The 25416-nt window shown below is 74.1% G+C and carries 25 protein-coding genes; 14 read left to right on the top strand and 11 right to left on the bottom strand.

Annotated elements, in window-relative coordinates:
- Complete coding sequence (locus A0J59_RS13375; protein WP_369799776.1) at positions 1-1380, bottom strand: ion channel protein; 1380 nt, start codon at positions 1378-1380, stop codon at positions 1-3.
- Between the two features lie 124 nt (positions 1381-1504).
- Between A0J59_RS13375 and A0J59_RS13380 the strand changes: the two genes are divergently transcribed.
- The gene (locus A0J59_RS13380) at positions 1505-2002 is read left to right on the top strand and encodes a DUF1269 domain-containing protein (RefSeq protein ID WP_064316427.1); all 498 of its coding nucleotides are present in this window, start codon (positions 1505-1507) and stop codon (positions 2000-2002) included.
- Positions 2003-2144: 142 nt separating this feature from the next.
- Complete coding sequence (locus A0J59_RS13385) at positions 2145-2816, top strand: GAP family protein (protein WP_064316428.1); 672 nt, start codon at positions 2145-2147, stop codon at positions 2814-2816.
- Positions 2817-2904: 88 nt separating this feature from the next.
- Here the strand turns inward: A0J59_RS13385 and A0J59_RS13390 are convergent, their stop codons facing one another.
- Positions 2905-4173: an AI-2E family transporter gene (locus A0J59_RS13390; RefSeq protein ID WP_231581720.1), complete on the bottom strand. Its 1269-nt coding sequence runs from the start codon at positions 4171-4173 to the stop codon at positions 2905-2907.
- Between the two features lie 149 nt (positions 4174-4322).
- Between A0J59_RS13390 and A0J59_RS13395 the strand changes: the two genes are divergently transcribed.
- The 4 genes from A0J59_RS13395 to A0J59_RS13410 all read left to right on the top strand — a co-directional run bounded on the left by A0J59_RS13395 (position 4323) and on the right by A0J59_RS13410 (position 6128).
- Positions 4323-4730, top strand: a complete 408-nt coding sequence (locus tag A0J59_RS13395; protein WP_047231742.1) for a hypothetical protein — start codon at positions 4323-4325, stop codon at positions 4728-4730.
- 59 nt (positions 4731-4789) lie between these two features.
- Positions 4790-5221, top strand: coding sequence for a DUF6325 family protein (locus A0J59_RS13400; protein ID WP_047231743.1), 432 nt, complete (start codon positions 4790-4792; stop codon positions 5219-5221).
- 62 nt (positions 5222-5283) lie between these two features.
- The gene (locus A0J59_RS13405) at positions 5284-5631 is read left to right on the top strand and encodes an SHOCT domain-containing protein (protein ID WP_064316429.1); all 348 of its coding nucleotides are present in this window, start codon (positions 5284-5286) and stop codon (positions 5629-5631) included.
- Between the two features lie 14 nt (positions 5632-5645).
- Entirely contained in the window at positions 5646-6128 is a 483-nt protein-coding gene (locus A0J59_RS13410) for a DUF1269 domain-containing protein (protein ID WP_064316430.1), read from the top strand.
- Between the two features lie 20 nt (positions 6129-6148).
- Here the strand turns inward: A0J59_RS13410 and A0J59_RS13415 are convergent, their stop codons facing one another.
- On the bottom strand, positions 6149-7219 hold the full coding sequence (locus A0J59_RS13415) for a sigma-70 family RNA polymerase sigma factor (RefSeq protein ID WP_082919023.1): 1071 nt from the start codon (positions 7217-7219) through the stop codon (positions 6149-6151).
- Positions 7220-7370: 151 nt separating this feature from the next.
- Complete coding sequence (locus tag A0J59_RS13420) at positions 7371-9518, bottom strand: SpoIIE family protein phosphatase (RefSeq protein WP_064316431.1); 2148 nt, start codon at positions 9516-9518, stop codon at positions 7371-7373.
- A 165-nt stretch (positions 9519-9683) separates the two neighbouring features.
- Between A0J59_RS13420 and A0J59_RS13425 the strand changes: the two genes are divergently transcribed.
- Positions 9684-10445 (top strand): SigE family RNA polymerase sigma factor, encoded by a 762-nt coding sequence (locus A0J59_RS13425; RefSeq protein WP_331386737.1) that lies wholly within the window; start codon positions 9684-9686, stop codon positions 10443-10445.
- Complete coding sequence (locus A0J59_RS13430) at positions 10442-11599, top strand: hypothetical protein (protein WP_047231747.1); 1158 nt, start codon at positions 10442-10444, stop codon at positions 11597-11599. Before A0J59_RS13425 ends, A0J59_RS13430 begins: the two co-directional genes overlap by 4 nt.
- Positions 11600-11614: 15 nt before the next feature.
- Here the strand turns inward: A0J59_RS13430 and A0J59_RS13435 are convergent, their stop codons facing one another.
- The 3 genes from A0J59_RS13435 to A0J59_RS21640 all read right to left on the bottom strand — a co-directional run bounded on the left by A0J59_RS13435 (position 11615) and on the right by A0J59_RS21640 (position 15611).
- Entirely contained in the window at positions 11615-12406 is a 792-nt protein-coding gene (locus A0J59_RS13435; protein ID WP_047231748.1) for a 2,3-bisphosphoglycerate-dependent phosphoglycerate mutase, read from the bottom strand.
- 5 nt (positions 12407-12411) lie between these two features.
- Positions 12412-15348: a helix-turn-helix transcriptional regulator gene (locus tag A0J59_RS22545; RefSeq protein WP_304439889.1), complete on the bottom strand. Its 2937-nt coding sequence runs from the start codon at positions 15346-15348 to the stop codon at positions 12412-12414.
- A gap of 119 nt (positions 15349-15467) precedes the next feature.
- Positions 15468-15611, bottom strand: a complete 144-nt coding sequence (locus A0J59_RS21640; protein ID WP_156186302.1) for a hypothetical protein — start codon at positions 15609-15611, stop codon at positions 15468-15470.
- Between the two features lie 237 nt (positions 15612-15848).
- Here A0J59_RS21640 and A0J59_RS13445 point away from each other — a divergent pair, with 237 nt between their 5' ends.
- From A0J59_RS13445 to A0J59_RS13465, 5 genes are all read left to right on the top strand, one after another.
- The gene (locus A0J59_RS13445) at positions 15849-17111 is read left to right on the top strand and encodes a GNAT family N-acetyltransferase (RefSeq protein ID WP_082919024.1); all 1263 of its coding nucleotides are present in this window, start codon (positions 15849-15851) and stop codon (positions 17109-17111) included.
- A 104-nt stretch (positions 17112-17215) separates the two neighbouring features.
- The gene (locus tag A0J59_RS13450; protein ID WP_231581721.1) at positions 17216-17908 is read left to right on the top strand and encodes a hypothetical protein; all 693 of its coding nucleotides are present in this window, start codon (positions 17216-17218) and stop codon (positions 17906-17908) included.
- A gap of 7 nt (positions 17909-17915) precedes the next feature.
- Positions 17916-18305, top strand: a complete 390-nt coding sequence (locus A0J59_RS13455) for a UBP-type zinc finger domain-containing protein (RefSeq protein WP_231581722.1) — start codon at positions 17916-17918, stop codon at positions 18303-18305.
- A 48-nt stretch (positions 18306-18353) separates the two neighbouring features.
- A complete protein-coding gene (locus tag A0J59_RS13460) occupies positions 18354-19037 on the top strand; it encodes a VIT1/CCC1 transporter family protein (protein WP_047231749.1) in 684 nt (227 codons plus the stop codon).
- 225 nt (positions 19038-19262) lie between these two features.
- Complete coding sequence (locus tag A0J59_RS13465; protein WP_064316432.1) at positions 19263-22829, top strand: LamG-like jellyroll fold domain-containing protein; 3567 nt, start codon at positions 19263-19265, stop codon at positions 22827-22829.
- Between the two features lie 92 nt (positions 22830-22921).
- Here A0J59_RS13465 and A0J59_RS13470 read toward each other — a convergent pair whose 3' ends face one another.
- The 4 genes from A0J59_RS13470 to A0J59_RS13480 all read right to left on the bottom strand — a co-directional run bounded on the left by A0J59_RS13470 (position 22922) and on the right by A0J59_RS13480 (position 24345).
- The gene (locus A0J59_RS13470) at positions 22922-23383 is read right to left on the bottom strand and encodes an ATP-binding protein (RefSeq protein ID WP_064316433.1); all 462 of its coding nucleotides are present in this window, start codon (positions 23381-23383) and stop codon (positions 22922-22924) included.
- A gap of 25 nt (positions 23384-23408) precedes the next feature.
- Positions 23409-23678, bottom strand: coding sequence for a GlsB/YeaQ/YmgE family stress response membrane protein (locus A0J59_RS13475; protein ID WP_047231751.1), 270 nt, complete (start codon positions 23676-23678; stop codon positions 23409-23411).
- A 94-nt stretch (positions 23679-23772) separates the two neighbouring features.
- Positions 23773-23964 (bottom strand): hypothetical protein, encoded by a 192-nt coding sequence (locus A0J59_RS21645; protein ID WP_156533021.1) that lies wholly within the window; start codon positions 23962-23964, stop codon positions 23773-23775.
- A gap of 42 nt (positions 23965-24006) precedes the next feature.
- A complete protein-coding gene (locus A0J59_RS13480; protein WP_220084483.1) occupies positions 24007-24345 on the bottom strand; it encodes an STAS domain-containing protein in 339 nt (112 codons plus the stop codon).
- Between the two features lie 212 nt (positions 24346-24557).
- Between A0J59_RS13480 and A0J59_RS13485 the strand changes: the two genes are divergently transcribed.
- The gene (locus A0J59_RS13485) at positions 24558-25394 is read left to right on the top strand and encodes a VOC family protein (protein ID WP_064316435.1); all 837 of its coding nucleotides are present in this window, start codon (positions 24558-24560) and stop codon (positions 25392-25394) included.
- Positions 25395-25416 lie beyond the last annotated feature (22 nt).

Consider the following 25416-nt stretch of genomic DNA (forward strand, 5'->3'; position numbering starts at 1 on the left):
TCAGCGCTCCGCGGGGCCGGCCGGACCGGTCGGGGTGGGCACAGGAGCGAGCGCGCCGAACTCGGGCCTGCCGTCGGGGACCGTGACGCGCAACGGGGGCATCGAGCGGACGACGAGCCACAGCGGGAGGACGGCCACGCACAGCACCGGGAGCAGGTGGACGTCGCCGACGGTCACGGCCGCCATGAACAGGGCGAGCCAGCCGTCGCGGGCCACCACCAGGACGGCTCCCAGCACGCCGGCGGAGACGGCGACCGCGGGTGGCACCGCGGGGACGAGCCCGGAGGCCGAGAGCCCCAGGGCCACGCCGACGAAGACCGCCGGGAAGATGCGGCCCCCGCGGAAGCCGGCGCCCGCGGCGACGACGAGCGCGACGAGCTTGACGACGGCCATGAGGAGGATCGCGTACCAGGCGAGGGTGTCGGCCTCGTCGGCGAGCTCCTTCATCTCCTCGAGGCCTTTGAAGAGCGTGAGCGGCCCGCCCACGACACCGAGCAGGCCCAGCACGAGCCCGCCGACGCCCAGCGCGAGCACCGGGCTGCGGAAGCGGTGGAAGAGAGTGTGCACGGGGGTGAACGCGAGCACCGCGAGGAGCGTGACCAGAGCCGCGACGGTGCCGATCACCGCGGTGCTCAGGACGTCTCCGAGGGCGGGGCCCGGGTAGTCCGGGAGGGAGATCGCGAACGTCGGGGCGCCGAACGCCGTCATGGTGACGGCGCCCGCCCCGGCGGCCCCCAGGGGGGCGAACAGCCGGTCGAAGAGCGGGGCGCTCCGGTCCCCGCGCTCCGCGAAGCTCTCGGTGAGCACGAGCGCGGCGGCGACCGGCGTCGCGAACATCGCGCCGATGGTCCCGGCCATCGCGAGCCCCACCGCCCCCGTGACCGGGACGCCGAACCGCGGCCGGCACAGGAACCACGCGGCGAGCGCGACGTTGAGGGCGATGATCGGGTTCTCTGGCCCGAGGCTCACCCCTCCGGCGAGGCCCAGGACGAGCGCGAGCGCGAGACCCGGCAGGGCCCGGAGCGGGAGGGGGGCGGAGACGAGCTCCGTGGTGGCCGGGTCGACGCCGGCGTGCCCCGGTGCCCAGCGGACGGTGGCGCCCACGAGCACGCCGGTGAGGGTGAGCACGAGGACCGTCCACCAGGTGCGCGTCGTCGTGACCCCCCAGGCCTCGGGCAGCCGGTCCCACACCAGGTGCTGGACCCAGCCGGCGAGCTCCGAGAGCGCGAGCAGCGTGAGCGCGCTGACGATCCCGACGACGAGTGCCGGGACCACGGACCGCAGGAGGCGCCTCGTCGTGAGGGCGGTAGCCGGCGCGTCGGACACACGGGAAGAGAACCACGGTGGGGCCGGGGCTGCATCCGGAGCCCTGGCGCCCACGGGGGTGTGGACCGGGGCCGGATGCTCGCCGCGCGCGACCCGGCACCCGGGGATACGTTCGACGCGTCCCGGGGCGCGGCGTCGCGCTCCCGCCGAACGTACGAACCGGAACGAGAGGTCTGACGTGGCAACGCTCACCGTGTGGAAGTTCGACACCCCCGAGGGCGCGCAGCGCGCCGAGGACGCGCTGCTCGCGCTCCAGAAGCAGGAGCTCATCCAGGTCCAGGACGCGGCGATCGTGTCCTGGGAGGAGGGCAAGAAGAAGCCGAAGACGCGGCAGGGCAACAGCACGACGGCGGTCGGGGCGCTCGGCGGCACGTTCTGGGGCCTGCTGTTCGGCCTCCTCTTCTTCGTCCCGCTGCTCGGCGCGGCCATCGGCGCGGCGTCCGGCGCGATCGCCGGTGCCCTGACCGACGTCGGCATCGACGACGACTTCATCGACTCCGTGCGCAGCAAGGTCACGCCGGGCACGTCGGCGCTGTTCGCGCTGACGTCGGGCGCCGTGATCGACCGCGTGCACGAGGCGCTCCAGGCCGAGGGCATCCACGGCGAGCTCATCCAGACGAACCTCTCCGCGGACGAGGAGGCCAAGCTCCGCGCGGCCTTCGACGAGAACGCCTGAGCGGTCCCCCCGGGTGAGGTGCCCGACGGCGGTGCGCACCGCCGTCGGGCACCTCACCCGCTCGTACGCCCCGGCACCGGTGCCGTAGTCCGCGCAGTCCCTCCCGTCCCGTCCCGGGGCCGGACCACGAAGGAGGCCGCCCATGGGTGCGGCGATCGGTCAGTCCCTCCCCGTCGCGGTGGGTGTGCTCATCAGCCCCCTGCCGATCGTCGCGGTCGTGCTCATGCTCGTGAGCGGGCGGGCGAAGGCGAACGCCTTCGCGTTCCTCGTCGGGTGGTTCGTCGCGGTCGGGGCGGTGACGCTGCTCGTCGCGACGCTGGCCGGGGCCGCCACGCCCGACGACGAGGGCCCGCCGCTGTGGGCGGCGATCCTCAAGATCGTCCTGGGCGTCCTGCTGCTCCTCCTCGCGGTCAAGCAGTGGCGCGGCCGTCCGCGCGCCGGGGTCGAGCCGCCGGCGCCGAAGTGGATGGCCGCGATCGACGCGTTCACGCCCGTGAAGGCCGCGGGGCTCGCGGTCCTGCTCGGCGCGGTCAACCCGAAGAACCTGCTCCTGGTCGTCTCGGGCGGGGCGGCGATCGCGTCGGCCGCACCCGCGGACACGAACGCCCAGGTGGTCGCGTCCGTCGTGTTCGCGCTCGTCGCGAGCGTCGGCGTCGCGACGCCGGTCTTCATCTACCTGTTCATGGGATCCCGTGCCGCCACGATGCTCGACGAGCTCAAGGCGTGGATGATCCACAACAACGCGGTCATCATGGCCGTCCTGCTGCTCGTCATCGGCGCCAAGATGCTCGGCGACGGCGTCGCGGCGCTCTGACCGCGTCCCGTCGAGCGGCGGCCGGATCGACCGACGTTCCTCGTCCCCACGACGTGTCGACCGCGGAGGACCGCGCGGGAGGCCCGTCTCAGTCGATGCCCTCGGCCCGCCGCTCGTCGACCGTGCGCTCGGCCTCCAGGGCGGCCTCGCGGTTCTTGCGACGGCGCCGGGCGGTGCCGCCGTCGCCGTCCCTCCGCTTACCCCGGCCGTGCGGATGGTGTCCCTCGGAGCCGGGGTCGTGCAGCATGTGCGACTCGATGAGCTCGTGCCGCTGGAGGTACGTGTTCGCGACCGCCTGGATCGTCGCGGCGATGGGTAGCGCGAGGAAGGCGCCCAGCGCACCGAACACCGCGCCGAAGGCGAGCACGACGACGAAGCTCACCGCCGGGTTCATCTCCAGCGCGCGGGCGGAGACCTTGGGGGAGAAGTAGAGGTTCTCGAGCTGCTGGTACCCGATGATGAACGCGAGGACACCGAGCGCCTGCGGCAGCCCCTGCGACGTGAGCGCGACCGCGACCGGCAGCGCGCCGCCGATGTACGTGCCGATCGTCGGGACGAACTGCGAGACGACGCCGGTGAACACCGCGAGGGGGAGCGCGTAGGGCGTCTGGATGATGACCAGGAACACGAACGTGAAGACGCTCGACAGCGCGGCGAGGACGATGCGCGAGTTGATGAAGTCGGAGACCTTGACCTGCGTGATCTCCCAGAGCCGCAGGACCTCCTCCTGGCGGTTCGGCGTGAGCCAGCGGCACACGGCCGCGCGGAACTTGGGTCCCGCCGCGAGCAGGTAGTAGGTGACGAGCATGATCGTCAGCGAGGCGAAGATCCCGCCCACGATGGTCGTGGTGACGACGAGCGCGCCCGAGGCGACGTCGTCCCCGAAGTCGTTGATGACCTGCTTGATGAGGTCGTCCGAGTCCGGGATCACCACGTCGAAGCGGTCCGCGACGAAGTCCTGGACGCTCGCGTACAGGGCCGGGAGCGACTGGACGAGCTGGACGAGCTGCTGGACGAACAGGTTCCCGAAGAGCGCGAGGACGACGAGGATCGCGACGAGCGAGCCGAGCAGGGCCACGGCAGCCGCCGCGCCTCTGCGCCAGCCGTGCCGCACGAGCCACACGACGATGGGCTCCAGGGCGAGCGCGACGAAGAACGCGATGAGGATGTTGACCCCGAGCGCCTTGAGCTGGCCCAGCGCGTACCACGCGAAGATCCCGACGAAGACCGCGACCACGGCCATCGCGAGCGCGCGCGGGACCCAGCGCGGCGGGCGGCGGGAGTCGTGCTGGACGGGGCGCGTGCCGGCGTCCGGCACGTCCGACCACGGGTCCTCGGCGGAGGTCGGCGTCGTCATGCCCTGAACCTAGCGGCGTCGGTGTGGGGCGGCCCGGCGGGCGCGCCGTCGCTTCCGGATGCCGAACCTGGTGACCGGTGCCACGATCGACGCGCACGCTCGTCCGCTCGTCTCGCTCCGGCCACGGTCGGCTCTCCAGGAGGACTCGCATGGCACGCTCGTCGCAGGTCACGGCATGGGTCGGCTGGGTCTGGTTCGCGGGGATCGTCCTCGTGACGATCGGCTTCTTCAACGCGATCAGCGGGCTGGTCGCCGTCTTCTCCCCGAACAGCCTCGTCGGTGTGACCGACGCGGGCATCGTCGTCCTCGACGTCTCGACGTGGGGCTGGATCCACCTCGTCATCGGGGTGCTCCTGATCCTCACCGGCTTCGCCCTGCTCTCGGGCAAGGGCTGGGCGCGCATGGTCGCGATCGTCCTGGTCGTCCTCAACGCGATCGCCCAGTTCACGACGCTCCAGGTGACCCCGTGGTGGTCGCTGATCACCATCGTGCTCGACGTGTTCGTCCTGTGGGCGCTCGTGGTCCACGGCGACGAGGCCGAGCGCGCAGCGCGCTGACCCGTCCCGCGTCCCGGCTCTCGCGTCCCTCGTCCACCGCAGACTCAGGAGCACCGTCCATGGCAACGTCCACCTTCGGCCCGGTCGAGATCGTCGCGGTCGCCTTCCCGACGGACCGCATCCCCGCGGGGGTACAGGCCTCCGTCCTCGAGGTGCTCGCCGAGGGCACCGTCACGCTCCTCGACCTCGCGGTCGTCCGGCGCTCCGACGCCGGCGACGTCGAGGTCATCGAGGTGACCGACCTCGGCGACGAGCTGGAGATCACGGACGTCGAGCTCACGGGCGCCGGCCTCGCGGGCGAGGAGGATCTCGACGCCGTCGCCGCCGGGCTCGCGCCGGGCACGTCGGCCCTCGTCCTCGTCGTCGAGCACACGTGGGCCCGCGGCGTGATCGCCGCGACCAGCGCGGCCGACGGCGTCGTGCTGCTCAGCGAGCGCATCCCGGCCGAGGTCGTCAACGAGGTCGCCGACCTCGCGCTCGTCGAGGACTGAGCCGCCCGCCCACCGCTCGCCCGCCGGCGCACCCGACGCCGCCACCGAACGAGGAGAACCACATGCCCATCCGTCGCTTCGGCCGTCCCGGGCTCATCGGGACCGCCGCCCGCACCGCCGTCATCGCGGGCACCGCGTCCGCGACCGCGGGCGCCGTCCAGCGCCACCAGGCGAACCGTGCTCAGCAGTCGTGGGAGGCCCAGCAGGCCGAGGCCGCGCAGGAGCAGGCCCGCATCGAGGCGGCGGCCCAGCAGGCCGCCGCCCAGTACGCCCAGCCTGCGTCGGCCGCCCCCGCGGCGGCCCCGCAGGACGACCTGCTCGGCCAGCTCGAGCGGCTCGGTCAGCTCCACGCCTCGGGCGTGCTGAGCGACGCCGAGTTCGCCGCCGCCAAGGCCAAGCTGCTCGGCTGACAAGGAGAAGCGCCATGGCCACGTTCACCGTCTGGAAGTTCGACTCTCCCGAGGGCGCGGACACCGCGTCCCGCATCCTGCACGACTCTGCCTCGGAGCACGCGATCCGCATCATCGACACCGCCGTCGTCACCTGGCCCGAGGGCGCGGCCAAGCCGACGACGCGCCACGGCCACCAGGACGAGTGGCGCGGCACCGGCTGGGGCGCGTTCTGGGGCCTGCTGCTCGGCTCGCTCTTCTTCGCCCCCGTCCTGGGCGCGGCGGCCGGCGCCGCGATCGGCGCCTCGACGAAGGCGATGGCCGCCGTCGGGATCGACAAGGACCAGCTCGACCGCATCCGCGAGGGCGTCACGCCCGGGTCGTCGGCGCTGTTCGTCGTCACCGAGGACGGCGACCTCGACCGCGTGGGCGAGCGGTTCCACGGCGTCCACGGGAAGCTCGTCGCCACGAACCTCACGGACGCCGAGCGGAGCACGCTCCTCGAGACGTTCGACTGACGGTCCCTCCGCGCGCGCTCTCAGTCGTCGAGGCGCGCGGGGAGGCCGAACAGCGGAAACCACGAGGCCGTGTCGAGGAACGCGTTGATCGCCGTCACCCGCCCGCCCTCGGTCTCGATGACCTGGAGCGCCCACGGCTCGTGCCCGCCGCCTGCCGCTCGCCGGTACTGGCCGAACCCGATCGTGCCGTTCACGGCCACCGGCACCATGCGGGACCCCTCGCACTCGTAGCCCGGTCCCGTCATCCAGGTGACGATGTCCGCGGTCCCCTTCATCCACAGCGGGTACGGCGGCATGGACAGCGTCGCGTCCTCGTGGAGGATCGCGACGAGCGCGTCCATGTCGTAGCGCTCGAACGCGTCGAGGTAGCGCTCGAGCAGCAGCCGCTCCTCGTCGCCGAGCCCCGCGTTCGACGCGACCGGTGCGGGCTCGGCGTCGTCCGTGAGACCCGAGCTGTCCCAGTGGGCCCGCGCCGCCATCGTCGCGCGTGCTCGCTGGAGCGCGCTGTTCACGGACGCGACGGACGTGTCGAGCAGCTCCGCGACCTCGCTCGCCTGCCAGCGCAGCACCTCGCGCAGCAGGAGCACCGCGCGCTGCTTGGGCGGCAGGAACTGGAGCGCGGCGACGAACGCGAGCCGGATGGTCTCGCGGCCCACCGCGACCTGCGCCGGGTCGCCGTCGTGCGGCAGCACCCGATCGTCCGGGACCGGCTCGACCCACGTCTCCTCGGGGAGCACCTGGCCCAGGTTCTCGACCTCCGGCGCCTGCGGTCCGCCGAGGCCCATGGGGCGCTCGCGCCGCTTGCGCGCGCCGAGCGCGTCGAAGCACACGTTCGTCGCGATGCGGTAGAGCCAGGAGCGCAGCGACGAGCGACCCTCGAACCGGTCGTACGAGCGCCACGCGCGCAGGAACGCCTCCTGCACGGCGTCCTCCGCCTCGAACGAGGAACCGAGCATGCGGTAGCAGTACCCCGTGAGCTCCCGCCGGTGGCCGGCGAGGACCGCGTCGAGGTCGTCGCGCGCGGGCAGGGGAGCGGGGGCGGTCGCGGCGGGTTCCGGGCGGAGGCTCGTGGGGGTGGCGAGGTCGGTCATGGTGCTGCCTCTCAGGACTCGATGGTCTCGACGTTCGCGAGGGGTGCCTGCGGGTGGACGCGAGATGCTGCGATCACGCGCACGGGACCAGGGGAGTGGTCCACCTCACACACGCTACCGCTGCCCTCCGACACGGCACAGGGGAGGGAGATCAGTCGTCGAGGTCGAGCTCGAACCACACGGTCTCGCCCGGGGCGCCGTCGAGGGCGTCGACGCCCCAGCGCGACGCGCAGCGCTCGAGGAACTGCACGCCCCGGCCGCCCGTCTCGTCCGGGCGGGGGGAGCGGAGCCGGGGGAGCATGGCCGAGCCGTCCCGCACCGCGACGCGCAGGACGCGGTGCCCCACCTCCAGCTCGGCCTCGACCGGGGCCGCGCCGTGCTGCACCGCGTTGGTCAGCACCTCGCTCGTGAGGAGCATGGCGATGCGGCGGACCGACGGGGCGACGTCGCAGCTCTCGAGGACGTCGTCCACCCAGCGGCGGGCGGGTCCGATCGCCGACGACACGTGCTCGACCTGCCGCGTCAGGACCGACGGCCGACCCGGGCCGGGCGGGCGCGCGACCGTGTGTCGCACGCGCAGCGCGAGGAGGGCGACGTCGTCGCGCTGGTCGGACACGAGCCGGCGCACGAGCGCGTCGGGGAGCGCGGACGTCGCGGTGGCCGTGTGCTCGGCGAGGGCGGCACGCACGGCGGCGAGCCGCTCCGCGTACGAGGTGCCGCGCCGCTCGACGAGGCCGTCGGTGTAGAGGAGGAGCGTGTCGCCGTGCGCGAGGTGGGCGCGGTGGTCGTGCCGCGTGGTCCCCGGCAGCACGCCGAGCATGAGGTCGGCGGGCGCGTCGAGGGTCTCCACGCTGCCGTCGGCGCGCAGCACGAGCGGAGCGGGGTGCCCGGCGTTGGACCACGTGACCTCGAACCCGTGCGGGGTGCGGTCGAGCCGCACGACCACCGCCGTCCCGCTGGAGTGCAGCGCGAGACCGCGGTTGGCCCGGTCCAGGAGCCGGAGCAGGACGGCGGGCGGCTCGTCCTGGCACCACGCGAACGTGCGCAGCATGGAGCGGAGCTGGCCCATCTGCGCCGCGGCCCGCATGTCGTGGCCGGTGACGTCGCCGATCATGAGGACGCACGCGTCGTCGTCGAGCACCACCGCGTCGTACCAGTCGCCGCCGACCTGGTCGGTGCGGGTCGCCGACGCGTAGGTCGCCGCGAGCTCCGCGTTGCGCACCGACGGGAGCTCGGTGAGCATCGCCGCCTGGAGCGTCGTCGCGACGCGGTGGCGCTCCTCCAGGAGCCGGACCCGGTCGAGCGCGTGCGCGACGTACGACGCGATCGCCGTCTTCGTCTGGACCGCGTCGTCGTCGAACTCGCGCGCCGCCTCCCAGGCCAGGGTGACGACGCCGAGCAGCCGTTCACCCGCGAGCACGGGCAGGAACGCGCGGGCCTCGACGTCGTCGGACGCGATGAGGGCCGCGGCCTCGGGCAGCCGCGCGGCGTACTGGGCGTGGTCGTGGAAGAACAGGGGCTCGCGCGTGCGGGCGGCGATCGACGCGCCCCGCTCCGCGTCGACGCGCATCCGGCGGAACGATGCCGGGACGCCAGGCTCCAGGTGGTCCAGCGTCGTGTACTCGAGCCGGGTGCCGCTCGCGTCGAGCACGGCGAGGCCCGCGTAGCGCGCGCCGATCCCCGTGCCGACCGCCGAGAGCCGCTCGGCGACGTCGCGCACGGAGGTCGCGGCGGCGAACGACTCGGAGAGCTCCAGCAGGAGGCGGGACCGCCGGTTGGCCGCGAGCGCGACGCGCTGCATGCGCTTCGCCCGCGCCCGGGCGAGCCGGAGCCGCAGCTCGGAGGTGCACGCGGACGCGAGGTCGGCGAGGGTCGCGAGGTCCTCGTCGGACCAGGGGCGCGGCCGCCCGTCGAACGCGCACAGCGACCCGACGGCCTTGCCGTGCGGGTCGAAGATCGGGAAGCCGGCGTAGGACACGACGCCGATGTCGTCGACCGCGCGGAGCGAGGCGAGGTGCGGGACGACCCGTGCGTCCTCGACCACGAGCGGTCGCGCGTCGCTCGTGACGAACTGGCAGAACGTGTGGCTCAGGGGCGTGCGGCGCTCGGACTGGTACGGCTCGGGCAGACCGAGCGCGCCGGGCAGCACCGCCTCGTCGTCGAGGACCAGCGTGACCAGAGCCGACGGCACCCCCAGCTGCCGACGCACGAGGCGCGCGAACCGGTCGAACGACTCGTCCGCCACCGGCTCGGCGAGCCCCGCCTGCGCGAGCTCGTGGATCGCCTGGGCGTCGGTCATGGTCCAGTATCACCAGGACGAGGCCGGTCAAACAGTGCAAGCCGCGCCAGCCGGGCGCGGGGACGGGGTGAAATCGGGTAGAAGGGAACGTCGCGTGGGGATGCTGCGTGTACCGCTCGTGACACCACGACACGACGGCGGGCGCGGACCGCGAGGGGCGGCGACGTGACGGCGACAGGTTCGGCCGGCCCCGTCGGACGGACCGGGAGGCTCGAGCTGCTGCTCGACGTCGCAGCCGACCCTGACCGGGACGACGACCGGGACGGTGGGGCCGACGAGCCGGACGACTCGTCCGTGGTCGAGATCGACCTCGTCGCCCGGCGCACGCGCGACGAGGAGTTCTCCGCGTTCATGCGCGACGCCCGCGACCCCCTGCACCGCATGGCGTACCTGCTCTGCGGGGACCGGCACCGGGCCGAGGAGCTCACGCAGCACGCGCTCGAGCGGACGTACCGCGCGTGGACGCGGGCCCGCGACCGCGACCCGCTCGCCTACGCCCGCCGCGTGCTGGCCAACCTCCGCGTCGACACGTGGCGCCGCACGCGGCGGGAGGTGCTCGCCGGGCCCGACGAGCTCACGCAGGCGGAGGGTGTCCGACGACCGGGCCGTCCCGCCGCCGGGGACCGGACGGGCGACGTCGACGACCGCGACGCGGTCGTGCGGGCGCTCCTGACGCTCCCGATGAAGCAGCGCCGCGTCGTCGTGCTGCGGCACCTGCTCGACCTCAGCGAGAGCGAGGTCGCCGCCGAGCTCGGCATCCCGGTCGGCACCGTGAAGTCGACGGCCTCCCGGGGCCTCGCCCGTCTCCGGGAGCTGCTCGGCGCGCCCGACGGCGCCGCTCCCGGCCCGACCGCGCCGACGACCCCGACCTCCCCGACGACCCAGACCTCCCCGACCGCCCGGACCTCCGGAAGGACACCCCGATGAGCCCCGCGAACGGACGCCCGGCGCCCACCCCGCCCGAGGACGACTTCCTCGCCCGGCTGCGGCGCACGGCCGACGACGCCGTCCCGCCCTCGACGCTCGACCTCGACGTGGTCCTCCGGTCCAGCCGCCGCGGCGTGCAGCGGCGCCGGTCGCTCGCCGGCGTCGCGGGCGTCGTCGCGCTGGGGCTCGTCGGCACGGGCGTCGTGACGGCGGGCGGCCCGGACGGGCTCCGCGACCTCGCGCGCGAGGTCGTCACCGGGTCGCCCGGGTATGAGGTCGTCACGGCGGAGGCCACGCTCGTCGACGTCGCGCCGGGCGTCGTCGCGGTCTCCGAGCCCGCGACGTACCTGCGCGACGACGGCACGTACGTCCTCGACCTCGGCCTGCCCGCGTGGGACGGCGGCGACCGGTTCCTCGTGGAGGTCGGCGTCGTGAACGACCTGGGCCACCTCTCGACCGACGTCACGCTCCGTGCGGGCGACGACGGCGACCTCGCCGCGCTGCGCGCCGGGCGGTCCGCGGGCACGGTGATCGACGACGGCGGGCGTGCTGTCGTCGTCGACCCGGAGAGCGGCCGGACGATGGTGGTGGGCGTCGAGCCCGGCAACACCGTGGCCGGCGACCTGAAACAGACGTTCGTCGGTCTGACGGCGGACATCGCGGACGAGAGCGGCGGCCGGGCCACGTCGCTGGAGCTCCCCACCGCGCAGGTCGTCGACGGGCCGACCGTCGTCCTCGACGTGTACGCGGCCCTGCTGGACGCGGACGAGCAGAGCGCTGCCCAGGTACGAGGGGTCATGTCGTACGGCACCAACACGCAGTGGACCGTCACGTGCGAGGCTCTCCGGCCGGACGAGGCGGACGAGCTGGCGTGCGCGGTGCGGTACGACGACGCCACCGGGCTCGTGGAGGTCGACCGGGACTACCCCACGCCGGTGGACGACCCGGTGCTCGACATGCTGCGCGTGGAGGCGGTCGGCATCGACCTCCCCTCGGGCGACGTCGGGCTGTTCGACGCGTGCCTCGCGGGCCGTGGTGTGCCCGACGGCTCGACGACGCTCGACCTCAGACCGTGGAGCGAGGGGCCGCAGGGCGATGCCTGGCGGCGTTGCGCGCTCGACCTCCTGGAGCTGCCGACGTTCATGGAGCGGTGAGGGGCCACCGACTGGTCAGGTGCCCCCGCGGGCCCGGAGGTCCGTGATGGCGTGCTCGGCGCCGTGCGCGTCGAGATAGGTGCCGCCGCGGACCTCGGGGACGAGCGCGGCGTCCGGCCCCGCCGTGAAGCGGTGGACGAGCGGGTGCCCGGTGGGCACGTCGAGGTCCTGGACCTCCTCGGGCGTGAGGTCGTCCACGAGCACGGAGAGCGCGCGCAGCGAGTTGCCGTGCCCGACGACCAGGACCGCCTCGCCCCGGGAGAGCGCCGTGCGGGTCGCGGCCCAGAAGGGGCGCAGCCGCTCGACGACGTCGGCCAGCGACTCGGCGTCCGGGCGCAGGGCGGCGCGCGCGCCGTCGGGCAGGCGCAGCAGCGTGTCGTCGACGAGCGGGCGCGCGGGGTCGTCCGCCGCGAGCGGCGGCGGTCGGTGGAGGTACGAGCGGCGGTAGCGCCAGTAGGCCGCCTCGCCGTAGTCGCGGCGGACGACGTCGCGCGGCTTGTCCGTGAAGGCGCCGTAGTGGCGCTCGACGAGGCGCCACTCGACGGCGAGCGGGGGCGGGCCGGGCAGCGCGTCGGCGACGATCGCGGCCGTCGTCGAGGCGCGCACGAGCGGGGACGTCGTGACGCGGCGCGGAGCCAGCGCGGGCTCGCGCGCGACGGCGTCGGCGAGCAGCCGTGCCGCGCGCCCTGCCTCGGCGACCCCGACGTCGGAGAGCGGCACGTCCAGGAGACCGGTGAACCGGTCGCCCGCGTTGAACGTGCTCTGCCCGTGACGCACGAGCACGAGCGTGCCGGGCGAGGAACCCACGCGCGTCAGACCTCGAGCAGCCCGCGCTGGTGCGCGAGCGAGACGGCCTCGGCCCGCCCGGACGCGCCGAGCTTGGCCAGGACGTTGGACACGTGCACGCTCACCGTCTTCGCGGAGATGAACAGGCGCTCGCCGATCTGCCGGTTGGTCAGGCCCTGGGCCACGAGCAGCAGGACCTCCTCCTCACGCTCGGTGAGGACCGCCGTCGTGGACCGGCGGACCCCGGGCAGGTCGAGCCGGCCGCGGCGCCCGAGCGCGCGCACCGCGTCGGCGAGCGGGGCCGCACCCATCGCCTCGGCCTCCTCGAGCGCCTGCGCCGCCTCGATCTCGGCCGCGTTGCGGTCGCCCGCGCCGAGCAGGGACTGGGCCCAGCGGAAGCGTGAGCGCGCGACCTCGTACCGGTAGCCGTAGTCGAAGAGGCGTGTCGTCTCCTCCCACAGCGCCGGGTCGTCCTCGCCCGTGAGCCGCGAGTGCTCGGCCGCGGCACGCGCGAGCCAGGCGCGACCCTCGGGCCCGAGGCGACCGCCGCGCGGTCGGCCGCGCTCCGCCGTCGTGCGCGCCGCCTCCAGCAGCTCGTCGCCGCGCGCGACGAGCGCCGCGACCTGCCCGGCACCGGCCGCGCCCTGAAGACGTGCCGCCTCCGCGGCGTCGGCGAGCGCGGCGAGCGCGAGCGCCGAGATCCAGATGCGGCCCAGGAAGTAGTCGCTCCACGTGCGACCCAGGTGGTCCACGAGCTCGACGGCGAGCGCGACCGCCTCCTCGTCGCGCCCCGCCCACGTCAGGGCGTCGATCGAGCAGCCACCGGAGATGAGCGCGATCTGCCCGTCCCGGAACCAGTCCCGCCGCAGGGCCGTGCCGCGCGCGAGCGCGTCGGCGTCACCCCGCGCCACGGCCGCGTAGAGCTGCACGCAGGAGAGCTGCGGGGCCGACCCCTCCGGCATGGTCTCGCCCGTGGTCTCGGTGGGCGTGAGGTCACCGAGCACGTAGCGCACGAGGTCGCGGAACAGGCGCAGCTCCACGCCGTACGCGCTCCAGCCGAGCCCGGTCGCGCGCGCCCGGTCGAGGCCGTCGGCCGTCACCCGCAGCGCCTCGTCGATGCGACCCGCGTAGTAGCGGTTCGCCGCGATGTTGTACCAGCAGCGGAGCTCGGTGAGGATGTCGCCCGCCTCGACGGCGCGCTCCCGGGCCTGGGCGAGCAGCACCGCGGCCCGGTCGTCGTCCGCGACCTCGAGGATCGCCATCGTGGTGAGCACGTCGGCCTCGACGTCGGGGGCGTCGAGCCGGTGCGCGACGTCCAGGGCCTGCGCGGCGACCTCCGCGGCGAGCTCGTCGAGGTCGGCGTTCATCGCGGCGCGCGCCCGCATCGCGAGCGTCCACGCGCGGTCGAGCGACGGCGGCTCCTGCGGGAGCACGGCCAGCGCGGCCTCGGTGTGGGCGAGGGTCTCCTCGACCTCCTCCGTGCCGAGCAGGTAGCGGGACAGCACGTGGCGCAGCGACGCCTGGCGCATCGGGTCGCTCGCCGTGCCCTCGACGACCTTGCGGGCGAGCGCGACCGCGCGGTCCGGCTCGCCCGCGCGGCTCGCCGCCCCTGCCGCGGCGAGCGCGACGGTGACGCGGTCCTCGTTCAGGAGGGACGCGGCGTCGGGCACCGCCTGCCACAGCGCGAGCACCTGCTCGAGGTGCCGCAGCTCCTCCGCGGGCGCGAGCACGCGCGCGGCCTTGCGGGCGGCGGCGCGCGACGCCGTCAGAGCGGCCGGGAGGTCGTGCGCGGCGAGCGCGTGGTGCGCGCGCAGCGCGGGGGAGCCGAGCGCGGGGTCGTCGTCGAGCGCGGCGAGGTACGCGCGGTGCACGCCCACGCGCTCGCCCGGCAGCAGGTCGGACGCGACCGCCTCGGCGAGCAGCGCGTGACGGAACACGACCGTGTCGCGCGCGCCGTCGCCCTCGACCGCGAGGACGTGGTGCGCGATCGCCTCGCGCAGCGCCGCGTCGAACGAGCGCCCGGTGGCCGTCTCGCCGTCGGCGGCGTCCCGTGCGAGCGCGGCGCGCAGGAGCGGCTCGCTCACCTGCCGCCCGGACACCGACGCGACCCGGACGAGGTGCTGCACGGCCGGGTCGAGCACCTCGAGGCGGGCGCGCAGGACGTCCGCGAGGGACCAGGGCAGCTCGTCGTCGAGGCCCGACTCGACGAGCTCCTCGGCGAAGTACGCGTTGCCCTCGGAGCGCGTCCGGACGGACTCGAACGCGTCGGGCAGCAGGGGAGCGCCCGCGAGCGCGGTGGTGAACTCGCGCAGCTCGCCCTCGGTGAAGGGGGAGAGCTGCACGTGCTCGACGCGCGGGTGGCGCAGCAGCTCCGCGAGCACGGGGCGCAGAGGGTGGCGGCGGTGCAGGTCGTCCGCGCGGTAGCTCGCGACGACGAGCACGTGCTCCGCCCGCAGGCGCGCGACCACGAAGCGCAGGACGTCGCGGCTCGACGGGTCCGCCCAGTGCAGGTCCTCGACGACGAGCACGAGCGGGGCCTCGGCCGTCCCCGACGCGGCGAGCGCGGCCGCGACGCTCTCGAAGAGCTGGAGGCGTTCGCCCTGGCTCTGCTCGTCGTCCGCCGGCGTGCCGGCGTCGAGTAGGCGCGCGAGCGCGGGCCGTGCGGCCACGGTCTCGTCGACCGCGGGGTGCTGGCTGCGCAGCGTCGTCAGCGCCTCGGAGAAGGGGAGGTAGGGGAGGCCGACCTCGCCCAGGTCGACGCAGTGGCTCCAGACGACGGTCGCGCCGCTCCCGGCGGCCAGCTCGGCCGCGCGCGTGAGGAGGCGGGTCTTGCCGACCCCGGCGTCGGCGCCCACGAGCACCACCCCGGGCTCGCCCCGGCGCGCGCGCTCGACCGCCGCGGAGAGCGCGTCGAGCTCGGCGGCGCGGGCCACGAAGGGCGCGCGCGAGGAGGGGCGTGGCACGGCTCCCATCCTCGCAGCGTGCACCGACACGTGACCAGCGGATAGACCACGGGAGACCGCGCCGGACACGACGACGCCGCCGACGAGAGGGTTCTCGTCGACGGCGTCGGGCGGCGCGGTCACCGCGCCGGGCGGTCGTGGCGCTGACGGCGTCCCCGCCACCAGTGCAGCAGCGAGGGCTCGTCGTGCCGGAAGTCGTCACGCAGTCGCTGCGTGCGGTAGGTGAGATCCGCCTCGAAGGTCGGATCGAACTGTGCGCTCATGGTCGTCCCCGTCTCTGCAGGCACCCTGCCTGTCCGACACTCACGTTCGTCCTGAGCACCGGGCCGTCGCATCGGACGACCGCGCACGGTTCGGGGGAGGGTGCCTTAGGCGGTGCCCGCCCGGGACCCTGAGGCGTCTGAGGTGGGTCGTCGCGACTAAGGCACCCGGACCGCCCGTCGACGCTCGCGCCCGAAATCCGGTGGACGGCATCGACCCGTGGGGACTATCACCGGGGCATGACGACCCTCGCGCCCTCCTCGTTCGACGTCCGTCCGCTGAGGCAGGAGGACCGCGACCCGGCCCTGGACGTGGTGTGGCGGGCCTTCGGGTGGGGGTACCGGCAGGACACCGCCGACGACGTCTTCACCGGCCGGTCGATCGAGGCCGACCGCACGCTCGTCGCCGTCGACGGCCCGCGCAGCGAGGTCGTCGGGACCGCGAGCGCCTACTCGCTGCGGATGACGATGCCCGGCGGGGGTCTGCTGCCCGTCGCGGGAGTGTGGATGGTGACCGTCGCCCCGACGCACCGCCGTCGCGGGGTCATGACGGCGATGATGCGCCGCCAGCTCGTCGACCTCGCGGCCGGGGGCGAGGCCGTGGCCGCGCTCTGGGCGACGGAGGCGGGCGTGTACGGACGCTACGGCTACGGGATCGCGTCGTGGCGCCAGCCCATCGAGGTCGACCTCTCGCGCGCCGCGTTCACGCCGCACGCGCGGGACCTCGCGGCACGGTCGTCGGCCCGCCTGCACCTGAGGTCCCTGGACGACGCCCTGCCGCACCTGGCCGCCGTCCACGACGACCTGCTGGGCTCGCGGCCCGGGACGCTCGCGCGCGACGCGGACCGCTGGCAGTTCCTCCTCGGCGGTGGCGACGGAAGGGCGCCGGCCGAGATCGTCGTCGCGGTCGGCCCCGACGGGCCCACCGGGTACGCGGCGTACCGGGTCCGCGAGGGGAAGCCCGGGCTGGTGCCGGCAGGCGTCGTCGCCGTCCAGGAGGTGAGCGCCACGGACCCGGCCACCCACGCCCAGCTCTGGCGCTACCTGCTCGACCTCGACCTCATGAGCACGCTGACGTGCGAGTCGCGCCCCGTGCCGGACCCGCTGGCCCACCTGCTCGCCGACCACCGGCGGATGCACGCGCGCCTCGACGAGGCCCTGTGGGTCCGGGTCGTCGACGTCGAGCGCGCGCTGGCCGCGCGTGCCTTCGCCGCGCCCGTCGACGTCGTCCTCGAGGTCACCGACGACGTGGTCCCCGCCAACGCCGGGCGGTGGCACGTCGTCGTCGGCGAGGCGGGCGGCACCGCCGTCGTGCGCCGGACCGACGCGCGGCCCGACCTCTCGCTGGACGTCGGCGACCTGGGAGCGGCCCACCTGGGCGCCACGCCGCTGCACGTCCTCGCGCTGGCCGGGCGCGTCGTCGAGCACACGCCCGGCGCGGTCGCCGCCGCGTCGGCGGCCTGGTCGTGGTCACCGACCGCGCACACCGCGGAGATCTTCTGAGCCGTCCCGTCCGCCGGACGTGACCGGGGTCACTCCTCCCGTTGCCAACGGCCGGGGCCCGGCGCAGACTGGACGGAGGACCGGACCCGCCTGGGGGTGACCTCGTGACCGACACCTACGACATGCTGCCGATGCTGGGCCGTGGCAAGCACCGCAACCCGAAGAAGGGTGCGTGCTTCATGGAGCTCGCGTCCTACCTCGCTGGGGAGCGGTGGAGCGACCATCCACGGTGCACGCACCCGCTGCTCGCGATGCTCGCGCGCGCGGTGAACGACCTCACGGTCGACCCGGAGCGCCCCAAGCTCGCGCCGCTCATCCCGTCCGTCATCGGGCTGACGAGCGACGACCCGCACTGGGACGTGCGCATCGCGCTGCGCGCCGCGGTGGCGGCGCTGCCGATCGCCCCGGCGGACCGGCAGCAGACGCTCGCCGTCGCGATCATCGGGGCCGAGAAGATGCTCGACGTCCTCGACGACCGCCCCGCGGGCACGCTGAGCGCCGAGTCGGCGGACGCGCTCGCGAGCTGCCCGCGCACGGCGCGCTGGGCGCAGCGGTTCTGCGAGGGTGCGCGGCTGCGGCCGAGCCGGTTCGTGCGCGACGCCGCGCCGAGCATCATCTCCGCGGCGGTGCAGGGCATCGCCGAGGCGTGCGTGCCGGACCCGGACGAGCGCCTGCGCGCGCTGCTCGCCGCGACGATCGACGACTGCCGGGCCTGGGACGACGCCGAGCCCGCACCGGCGCTCGACCCCGAGTCGTGGGCCCCCGTCGTGCGGCCCTCCGCCGTCGGGACCCGGTGAGCCGCCGGTGAGCGTCACGGGGGACGGGCTCGACGAGAGCCTGGGCGCGCAGCTCTGGGCCGCCGTCGACCCGGCGGTCCCGCCCAGCGGGACGGGCTGCGCCGAGTGCGACGCGGCCGGCGGGTGGTGGGTCCACCTGCGCCGCTGCGCGACGTGCGGCCACGTGGGGTGCTGCGACACGTCGCCGGCCCAGCACGCGACGGCGCACTTCCAGGAGACCGGTCACCGGCTCATGCGCTCGTTCGAGCCCGGCGAGGACTGGTACTGGGACTACGAGACGTCGCAGGTGCTCGACGGCCCGCACCTCGCCGCGCCGCTCTCGCGCCCGCCGGAGCAGGGCTCACCCGCACCGGCCGACCGGGTGCCGTCCGACTGGACGTCCCTCATCCACCGCTGACCCCTGCCCGCTCCCTGCCATGCGGGTCACCGGCGGAGGGAGGTCGGCGTGAGCGCCACGCTCCGGGAGCGCGTGCTCGCGCGGGTGCGCGAGACGTCGTGGGCGATCGACGCGAACGACGGCATCATCTCGACCGCGGGTCTGCTCCAGGGCTTCGCCGGCGCCGGCGCGGGGGACCGCCTGCTCCTGTTCGCGGCCGTGGCCGCCCTCATCGCCGGCGGGCTGAGCGCGGGCGGCGCGAAGTGGGCGGAGGTTGCGGCGGAGCGCGAGGAGCAGCTCCGCATCGCGGCGGACGAGCGCGCCGAGCTCGACGCCGACCCGCAGGCCGAGCTCGACGAGCTCACCGCGTACTGGGAGGGGCGTGGGCTGTCACCGGAGCTCGCGCGCGAGGTCGCCGTCCAGCTCAGCGAGCGGGACGCGCTCGGCGCCCAGCTCGACTCCGAGCACGGCCTCGAGGAGATCATGACGCGGTCGGCACCCGCGTACGGCGGGCTCGAGACCGCGCTCGCCTTCATGGTCGGCGCGGCGATCCCGCTCGCGATCACGTTCCTCGCACCGGTGGCGATCGAGACGAGCGCGATCCTCGTGGCGGTCGTGGTCTCGCTCGCGCTGACGTCGCTCGTCGCTGCGGGGGTGGGCCGGATCTCGGCCCTCCGGATGCTCGCGCGCACGCTCGTCGTCGGGCTCGGCACCATGGCGGCCAGCTATGTCGCGGGCCTCGTCTTCTTCTGACCACCGCCTCCCGACGATGTGGTGTGCTGTTACCTGTTGTTTTTTTCTGGTGGAAGTTGTTTGATTCTGGGGAGACGTCGTGCGGTGCGCCAAGGAGGGTGACCGCCGGACACGGGTGCCCGGTATGCCGCCGCGTCGGAGCAGTCCCTGGATTCACTCGACGAGGAGGAAGCACGGATGCAGTCCATGACAGCGGTAGCACCCCCACGGGGCAGACCGGCGAGGATGGTCGCGGCGGCGCTGGCCGCCGCGCTCACGGTCCCCCTGGCCGTGGCGACGGCGGTCGGGGCGACCGCGACGCCGGCGGCCACGACCACGGACGAGGCGGGCGCGCAGGACGTGGCGGCCCAGGACCTCGCGCTCGACAACGGCCTCAAGGGCGAGTACTTCCTGTCCGGCGGCCCCGGCTGGCCGCTCACCGACCTCAAGGCCACGATCCCCGACCAGCGGATCGAGTTCCCCAACCTGGTCCCGACGTTCGCCGATCTCACCGGCCGCGGCGAGCGCACGTCCGCGCGCTGGACGGGCCAGATCACGCCTGACTTCAGCGAGGCGTACACGTTCTCCGCGATCGGCGACAACGGCTTCCGGCTGTGGATCGACGACAAGCTCGTCATCGACCACTGGGTCGACGACTGGGACGTTGAGCAGACCTCCGCCCCGGTCCAGCTCCAGGCGGGCCAGGAGTACTCGTTCCGCATGGAGATGTTCCAGAACACGGGTGGCGCGCACCTCCGGTTGCGGTGGCAGAGCCCCTCGCAGCAACGTGAGATCGTGCCGACCGACGCGTTCACCTACCCCGACGACTTCGTCGTCTTCCCCGCCCAGGCCGCGCTCGAGAGCGACGGCACGAGCCTCAACGTGACGTTCCAGGGCGCAGCGGGCGGTGTCGACGAGAGCCTCGTCGACCACCTCAAGGTCCAGGTGGACCAGCTCGCGTGGCCCGTCGCGCAGGTCGCGGCGCAGGGCGACGTCCTGGGCATCACGCTCGCCGAGCCCGTGGACCGTGCGTCGACCGCCCGCCTGGTCTACGACGGCGAGGGCGACCTCACAGTCGGCGGGGAGAAGGTCGGCTCGCTCAACCTGCCGGTCACCAACGGGTCCGAGTTCCGGATCCAGACCCCGTGGGCAGACGACTTCGACCCCACCAACCCCCTGCCGGAGTACCCGCGCCCGCAGCTCACGCGCGACGCGTGGCAGAACCTCAACGGCGTCTGGCAGTTCGAGGCGGCGGAGTCCGACGACGCCGTGCCGAGCGGCCGCGACCTCGACGAGGAGATCGTCGTCCCGTACGCGGTCGAGTCCGCGCTGTCCGGCATCGAGCGCCGCGAGGACGACATGTTCTACCGCCGCACGTTCGAGGTGCCGCAGGACTGGGCGGTCGGGAGCGACAACCGGCTGCGCGTCAACTTCGGCGCGGTCGACTACGTCGCCACCGTGTACGTCAACGGCACCGAGGTCGGCACCCACCGCGGTGGGTACGAGTCCTTCTCCGTCGACGTCACCGACGCGCTCGTCGAGGGCGCCGAGCAGGAGCTCGTGGTGCGCGCCGTCGACACGACCGACGGCAGCAACCAGGCCGTCGGCAAGCAGACGCTCAACCCGGGCGGCATCTTCTACACCCCGACGTCGGGCATCTGGCAGACGGTGTGGATGGAGCCGGTCCCGACTGCGGCGATCGACGCCGTCGTCACGACGCCCGACGTCGAGGCGGGCGTGCTCGCGGTGACCGCGCAGTCGGCCTCCGCGTCCGACGACGCCGAGGTGACCGCCGTCGTGCGGGACGCCGAGGGTGCCGAGGTCGGCACCGTCACCGGCGCCGCGAACGAGCTGCTCGCGGTCGAGATCCCGGACGCGCACCTGTGGTCGCCCGAGGACCCGTACCTCTACGACGTCGACGTCACGCTCACCGACGGCGGCTCTACCGACACGGTGGCCTCCTACGCGGGCATGCGCTCGATCGAGGTCGCCGAGGTGGACGGCGTCCAGCGCATCCTGCTCAACGGCGAGAAGACGTTCCTCATGTCGACGCTCGACCAGGGCTACTGGCCGGACGGCATCTACACCCCCGCGTCCGACGAGGCCTACGTGTTCGACCTCCAGGCCCACAAGGACCTCGGGTTCAACACAGTGCGCAAGCACATCAAGGTCGAGCCGGCCCGCTGGTACTACCACGCGGACACGCTGGGCCTCATGGTCTGGCAGGACATCCCCAGCGGCTGGTTCAACAACGGCGACACGAACCCGGCGTCCCGCGTCTTCTGGGAGCAGGAGATGAAGGACATCATCGACCAGCACCGCTCGGTGCCGTCGATCGTCGGGTGGGTCACCTTCAACGAGGGCTGGGGCGAGTGGAACCTCGCCGACACGGCGCGGATCGGCAACGTGATCGACGAGTACGACCCGAGCCGCATCCTCAACACGCACTCCGGCTACAACTGCTGCGCGTCCAAGGGTGACTCCAAGACGGGCGACATCATCGACTGGCACCAGTACACCGGCCCGGCTCTGCCGAAGCCGGACGCCACGCGCGCCGCGATCGACGGCGAGCACGGCGGCTTCTCGATGAGCGTCCCGGGCCACATGTGGCCGGGCGTGTCCGCCAACCCGTACGGGGGCGTCGCGAACAGCGAGGCGCTGACCGACGCGTACGTGCAGAACACGGAGAAGCTCGTGCGGCCGGCGCAGTGCTACCTGTCCGGCTCGGTGTACACGGAGATCTCCGACGTCGAGAACGAGCTCAACGGCTTCTGGACGTACGACCGCCGCGTGCTCAAGATGGACGCCGCGCGCGTCAAGGACGTCAACGAGCGGGTCGTCGCGGCGGCGAAGCAGGGCTCCGCGCCCGTCGACCCGGGCACCCCGGGGCTGACCGGCACGGGCCGCTGGTCGTTCGACGAGGGCCAGGGCACCACGGCGGCCGACGGCGTGGGCGACCACGCGGCGACGGGCACGGGCACCTGGGTCGCCGGTCACGGCGACAGCGGGTCCGCGATCAAGCTCAACGGCACGAACCAGTCGTTCACGACCGAGGGGCCCGTCGTCGACACGACCGGCTCGTACACGATCTCGGCGTGGGCGCAGCTCGACAAGACGCCCGGCGGCGCGTGGTCGACGATCGTCGGCCAGGACTCGTCGCTCGGCTCGAGCGCGTTCTACCTCCAGTACGGCGGCGGCGGCCGGTGGGCCTTCTCCTACGAGGGGGAGCCGCGCGCGGAGTACGTCGTGCAGCCCGTGCTGGGCGACTGGTACCACGTCGTGGGCGTCCGCGACGCGGCCGACCAGAAGCTCAAGCTCTACGTCAACGGCGAGCTCGTCGGCCAGTCCGACGTGTGCGGCGGCACCACGCCGTCCGGCCCGCTGACGATCGGGCGCGGGCAGTGGAGCGGCAACCCGGTCGACTACTGGCCGGGCACGATCGACGACGTGCGTGTCTTCGACCGGGCGCTGTCCGACGCCGAGGTCGCCAAGGTCTACGCGGGCGACGACGGCGAGGAGCCGGCGCTCGACGTGACGGTCACCGCGCAGACGCGCTGCCTCGCGGGCAAGGCCTACGTGGCCGTGCGCGCGACGAACGGCGAGGACGTCCCCGTGGACGTCACCCTCGCCACGCCGTTCGGGACCAAGGCGTTCTCCTCCGTGGCCCCGGGGGCGAACGCGTACCAGTCGTTCGCGGTCCGTGGCACGTCCGTCGAGGCGGGCCAGGCGACCGTCACCGCGGCGGCCACGGTCGACGGCGAGCAGGTCTCCACGGAGGTCGTCGCGCCGTACGACGCGACCACCTGCGGCTGACCGGCACGCGCTGACGGCAGACGCCAGGCCCGCCTCGTCCGGTTCTCCGGACGGGGCGGGCCTGGCGTCGTGTCGTGCGGGAAGCCCGTCGGTCAGGCGGCGAACGTCGCCCAGACGGTCTTGACCGTCTCGGTGCGGTACCACCCGACGTCCAGCGACAGCTGGCGGGCCATGTGGAGACCGACGCCGCCGGCGCCCGGGATGCGGCGCCCGGCGTAGACCGGCTCGTGCGAGACGTCGTGGTCGGCGACCTCGAGGAGGAACCGGTCGTCGGTCCGAGCGAGCCGCACGATCGTCGGCGGCAGCCCGTGACGCAGTGCGTTGGTCGCGAGCTCCGACGCGATGAGGACCAGCGTGTCCGGGGTGGCGGACAGCCGCCCGGTCGTGACCACGCCCTCCGCCTCCAGGGCCTGGACCACTCCGGAACGGAGGGCCGAGAGCCCTTCGGTCGTGCTCAGCACCCACTCCCGGACGGGGCGGTAGCCCTCGGGCGGGTGGGAGGTGGTGAGCTCGTCGTCGTCGGTCGGGACGGCGATGGTCGGCAGGTCGTCCATGAAGCCCCCGGTCGGTCGGTGCCCGTCAGGCGTTGCGTCGGTTCCCCTTGGTGACCGCGCCGTAGATCCCGAGCGTGATCAGCGAGCCGAGGATCGCGAGGAGCCAGGTCCGGAAGTCGCCCAGGTCGCCCAGCGGGGTGCCGAAGAACACCGAGCCGAGCCACCCACCGAGCAGCGCACCGAGGATGCCCAGCAGGATCGTGATGATCAGCGAGCCCGTCTGCTTGCCCGGCAGCACCGCACGCGCGATGAGACCGGCGACGAGACCGAGGACGATGTACGCGAGCCAACCCATGGATTTCTCCTTTTTGTCTGCTGTGCGAGTTTTGCCCCCAGGTCTGTCAGCATGGCAGGGACCGTCGGGGCTCGCACGCGGACGGCCTCCGCCGCTACGACGCGTCGGGAAGGCCCGTCGCGACGGGGGGCTCTCCGGCCGTCGTGCGGAAGGAGTCGAGCCAGCGGTCGAACTCCGCCGCGATCTCGTCCGGGTGCATGCGGAGCGTCTCGGCAGGGCTGCGAGACTCGCGTCCGGCGACGTACAGCTGTCGGACCATCTCGGTCGTGGGTGTCCACGCTCTCATCGGGTGTCCTGTCCAGGGGTGGCGGGAGGGGGAACGCGCTGCTCAGCCGGCCGAGCGCTCGAGCGGAGGGTCAGGGTCCGGGGCGTCCGCCGCGGTCTCGACGAGCTCGACGAGATCGAGCGCCCCGCTGAACTCGAGGAGCTGGAGCACGTGCCCGGGCGTGCGCAGGAGCCGGGGGCGGTATCCCGTCCGCGTCCCCATGAGGACGAGGTGGAGGCCACCGGAGTCCATGAACGTGACCCGCGAGAGGTCGATCGTCCACGGCCGCTGGCCGATCGTCGCGGCGAGGCGCTCCTTGACCGCGTGGGCGACGGAGAAGTCGATCTCTCCCCACATCACCCAGTGCCGCGTGTCGTCGTCGACCTGGACGCCTCCGGTCACTCCGTCCTCCATGGTGGAAGGTCTCCCGTCTCGTGAGCGGGACGACGATACGTGCCACTCGTGCCGCTCGCCCCCTGGGACGCTTGCCGCCCGCCCGACGCCCGGGCGGGCGCTCGCGGGCCACGGGCCACGGGTGCGAGCCGATGCCCTCGGTGCCACGCTGGTGCGGTCGCCTGCTCGCTCACCCCCGACGCCGAGCCGATGGAGCCACGATGGTCACGCAGCGCACGTACCCGCACGGCGTCCCGTGCTGGGTCGAGGTCGAGACGCGCGACGTCGGCGCATCGGCCGCGTTCTACGGGGAGCTCTTCGGGTGGCGGTTCGTCGAGCAGCCCCCGCGCGGGGGCGCGAGGTACGTCGTCGCATCCCTCGACGGCACCGACGGGACGGCGGTCGCCGCGGTCGCGGGCGTGACCGGCCTCGACACCGCCCGCTGGGTCACCTCCGTCGCGGTCGACGTCGACGCCGCCGCCGGTCGCGTCGTCGCCCTCGGCGGCGCGGTCCTCGAGCCACCCGCCGACGTGGGGCCGGCCGACCTGCCCGCCGGTCGCGCCGCGACGGTGCGTGACCCGCAGGGGGTCGAGAGCCGGCTGTGGCAGGCGGGCTCCCGTCCCGGCGCGCAGCGCGTCAACGAGCCCGGCACGTGGAACTTCAGCAACGTCCTCACGCCCGACCCCGCGGCTGCGCTCGCCTTCTACGGCGCGCTGCTCGGGTGGGAGGTCGACCCCGACCTCGCCGCCGGGATGGCCCGCGTGCCCGGCTACGGCGACCACCTCGCGCGGACGTCCGACCCGGGCATCCACGAGCGCCAGGAGGGCTTCGCCCCGCCCGGTTTCGCGGACGCCGTCGCCGGGATCGTGCCCGACGACGGCCCGGCACGCTGGTCCGTCGCGTTCGCCGTCGCGGACCGGGACGCCGCGGTCGACGCCGCCCGGGACGCGGGAGCGACCGTGCTCGCGACGACGGAAGATCCGTGGGCGCGACACGCGACCGTGCGCGACCCGCAGGGCGCCGGCCTGACCCTCTCCGAGTTCGCGCCGCAGGCCTGAGGGCGACCGGACCGGCGCGCCC

This window comes from Cellulosimicrobium sp. I38E (assembly GCF_001647255.1).
Taxonomy (GTDB): Bacteria; Actinomycetota; Actinomycetes; order Actinomycetales; family Cellulomonadaceae; genus Cellulosimicrobium; species Cellulosimicrobium cellulans_E.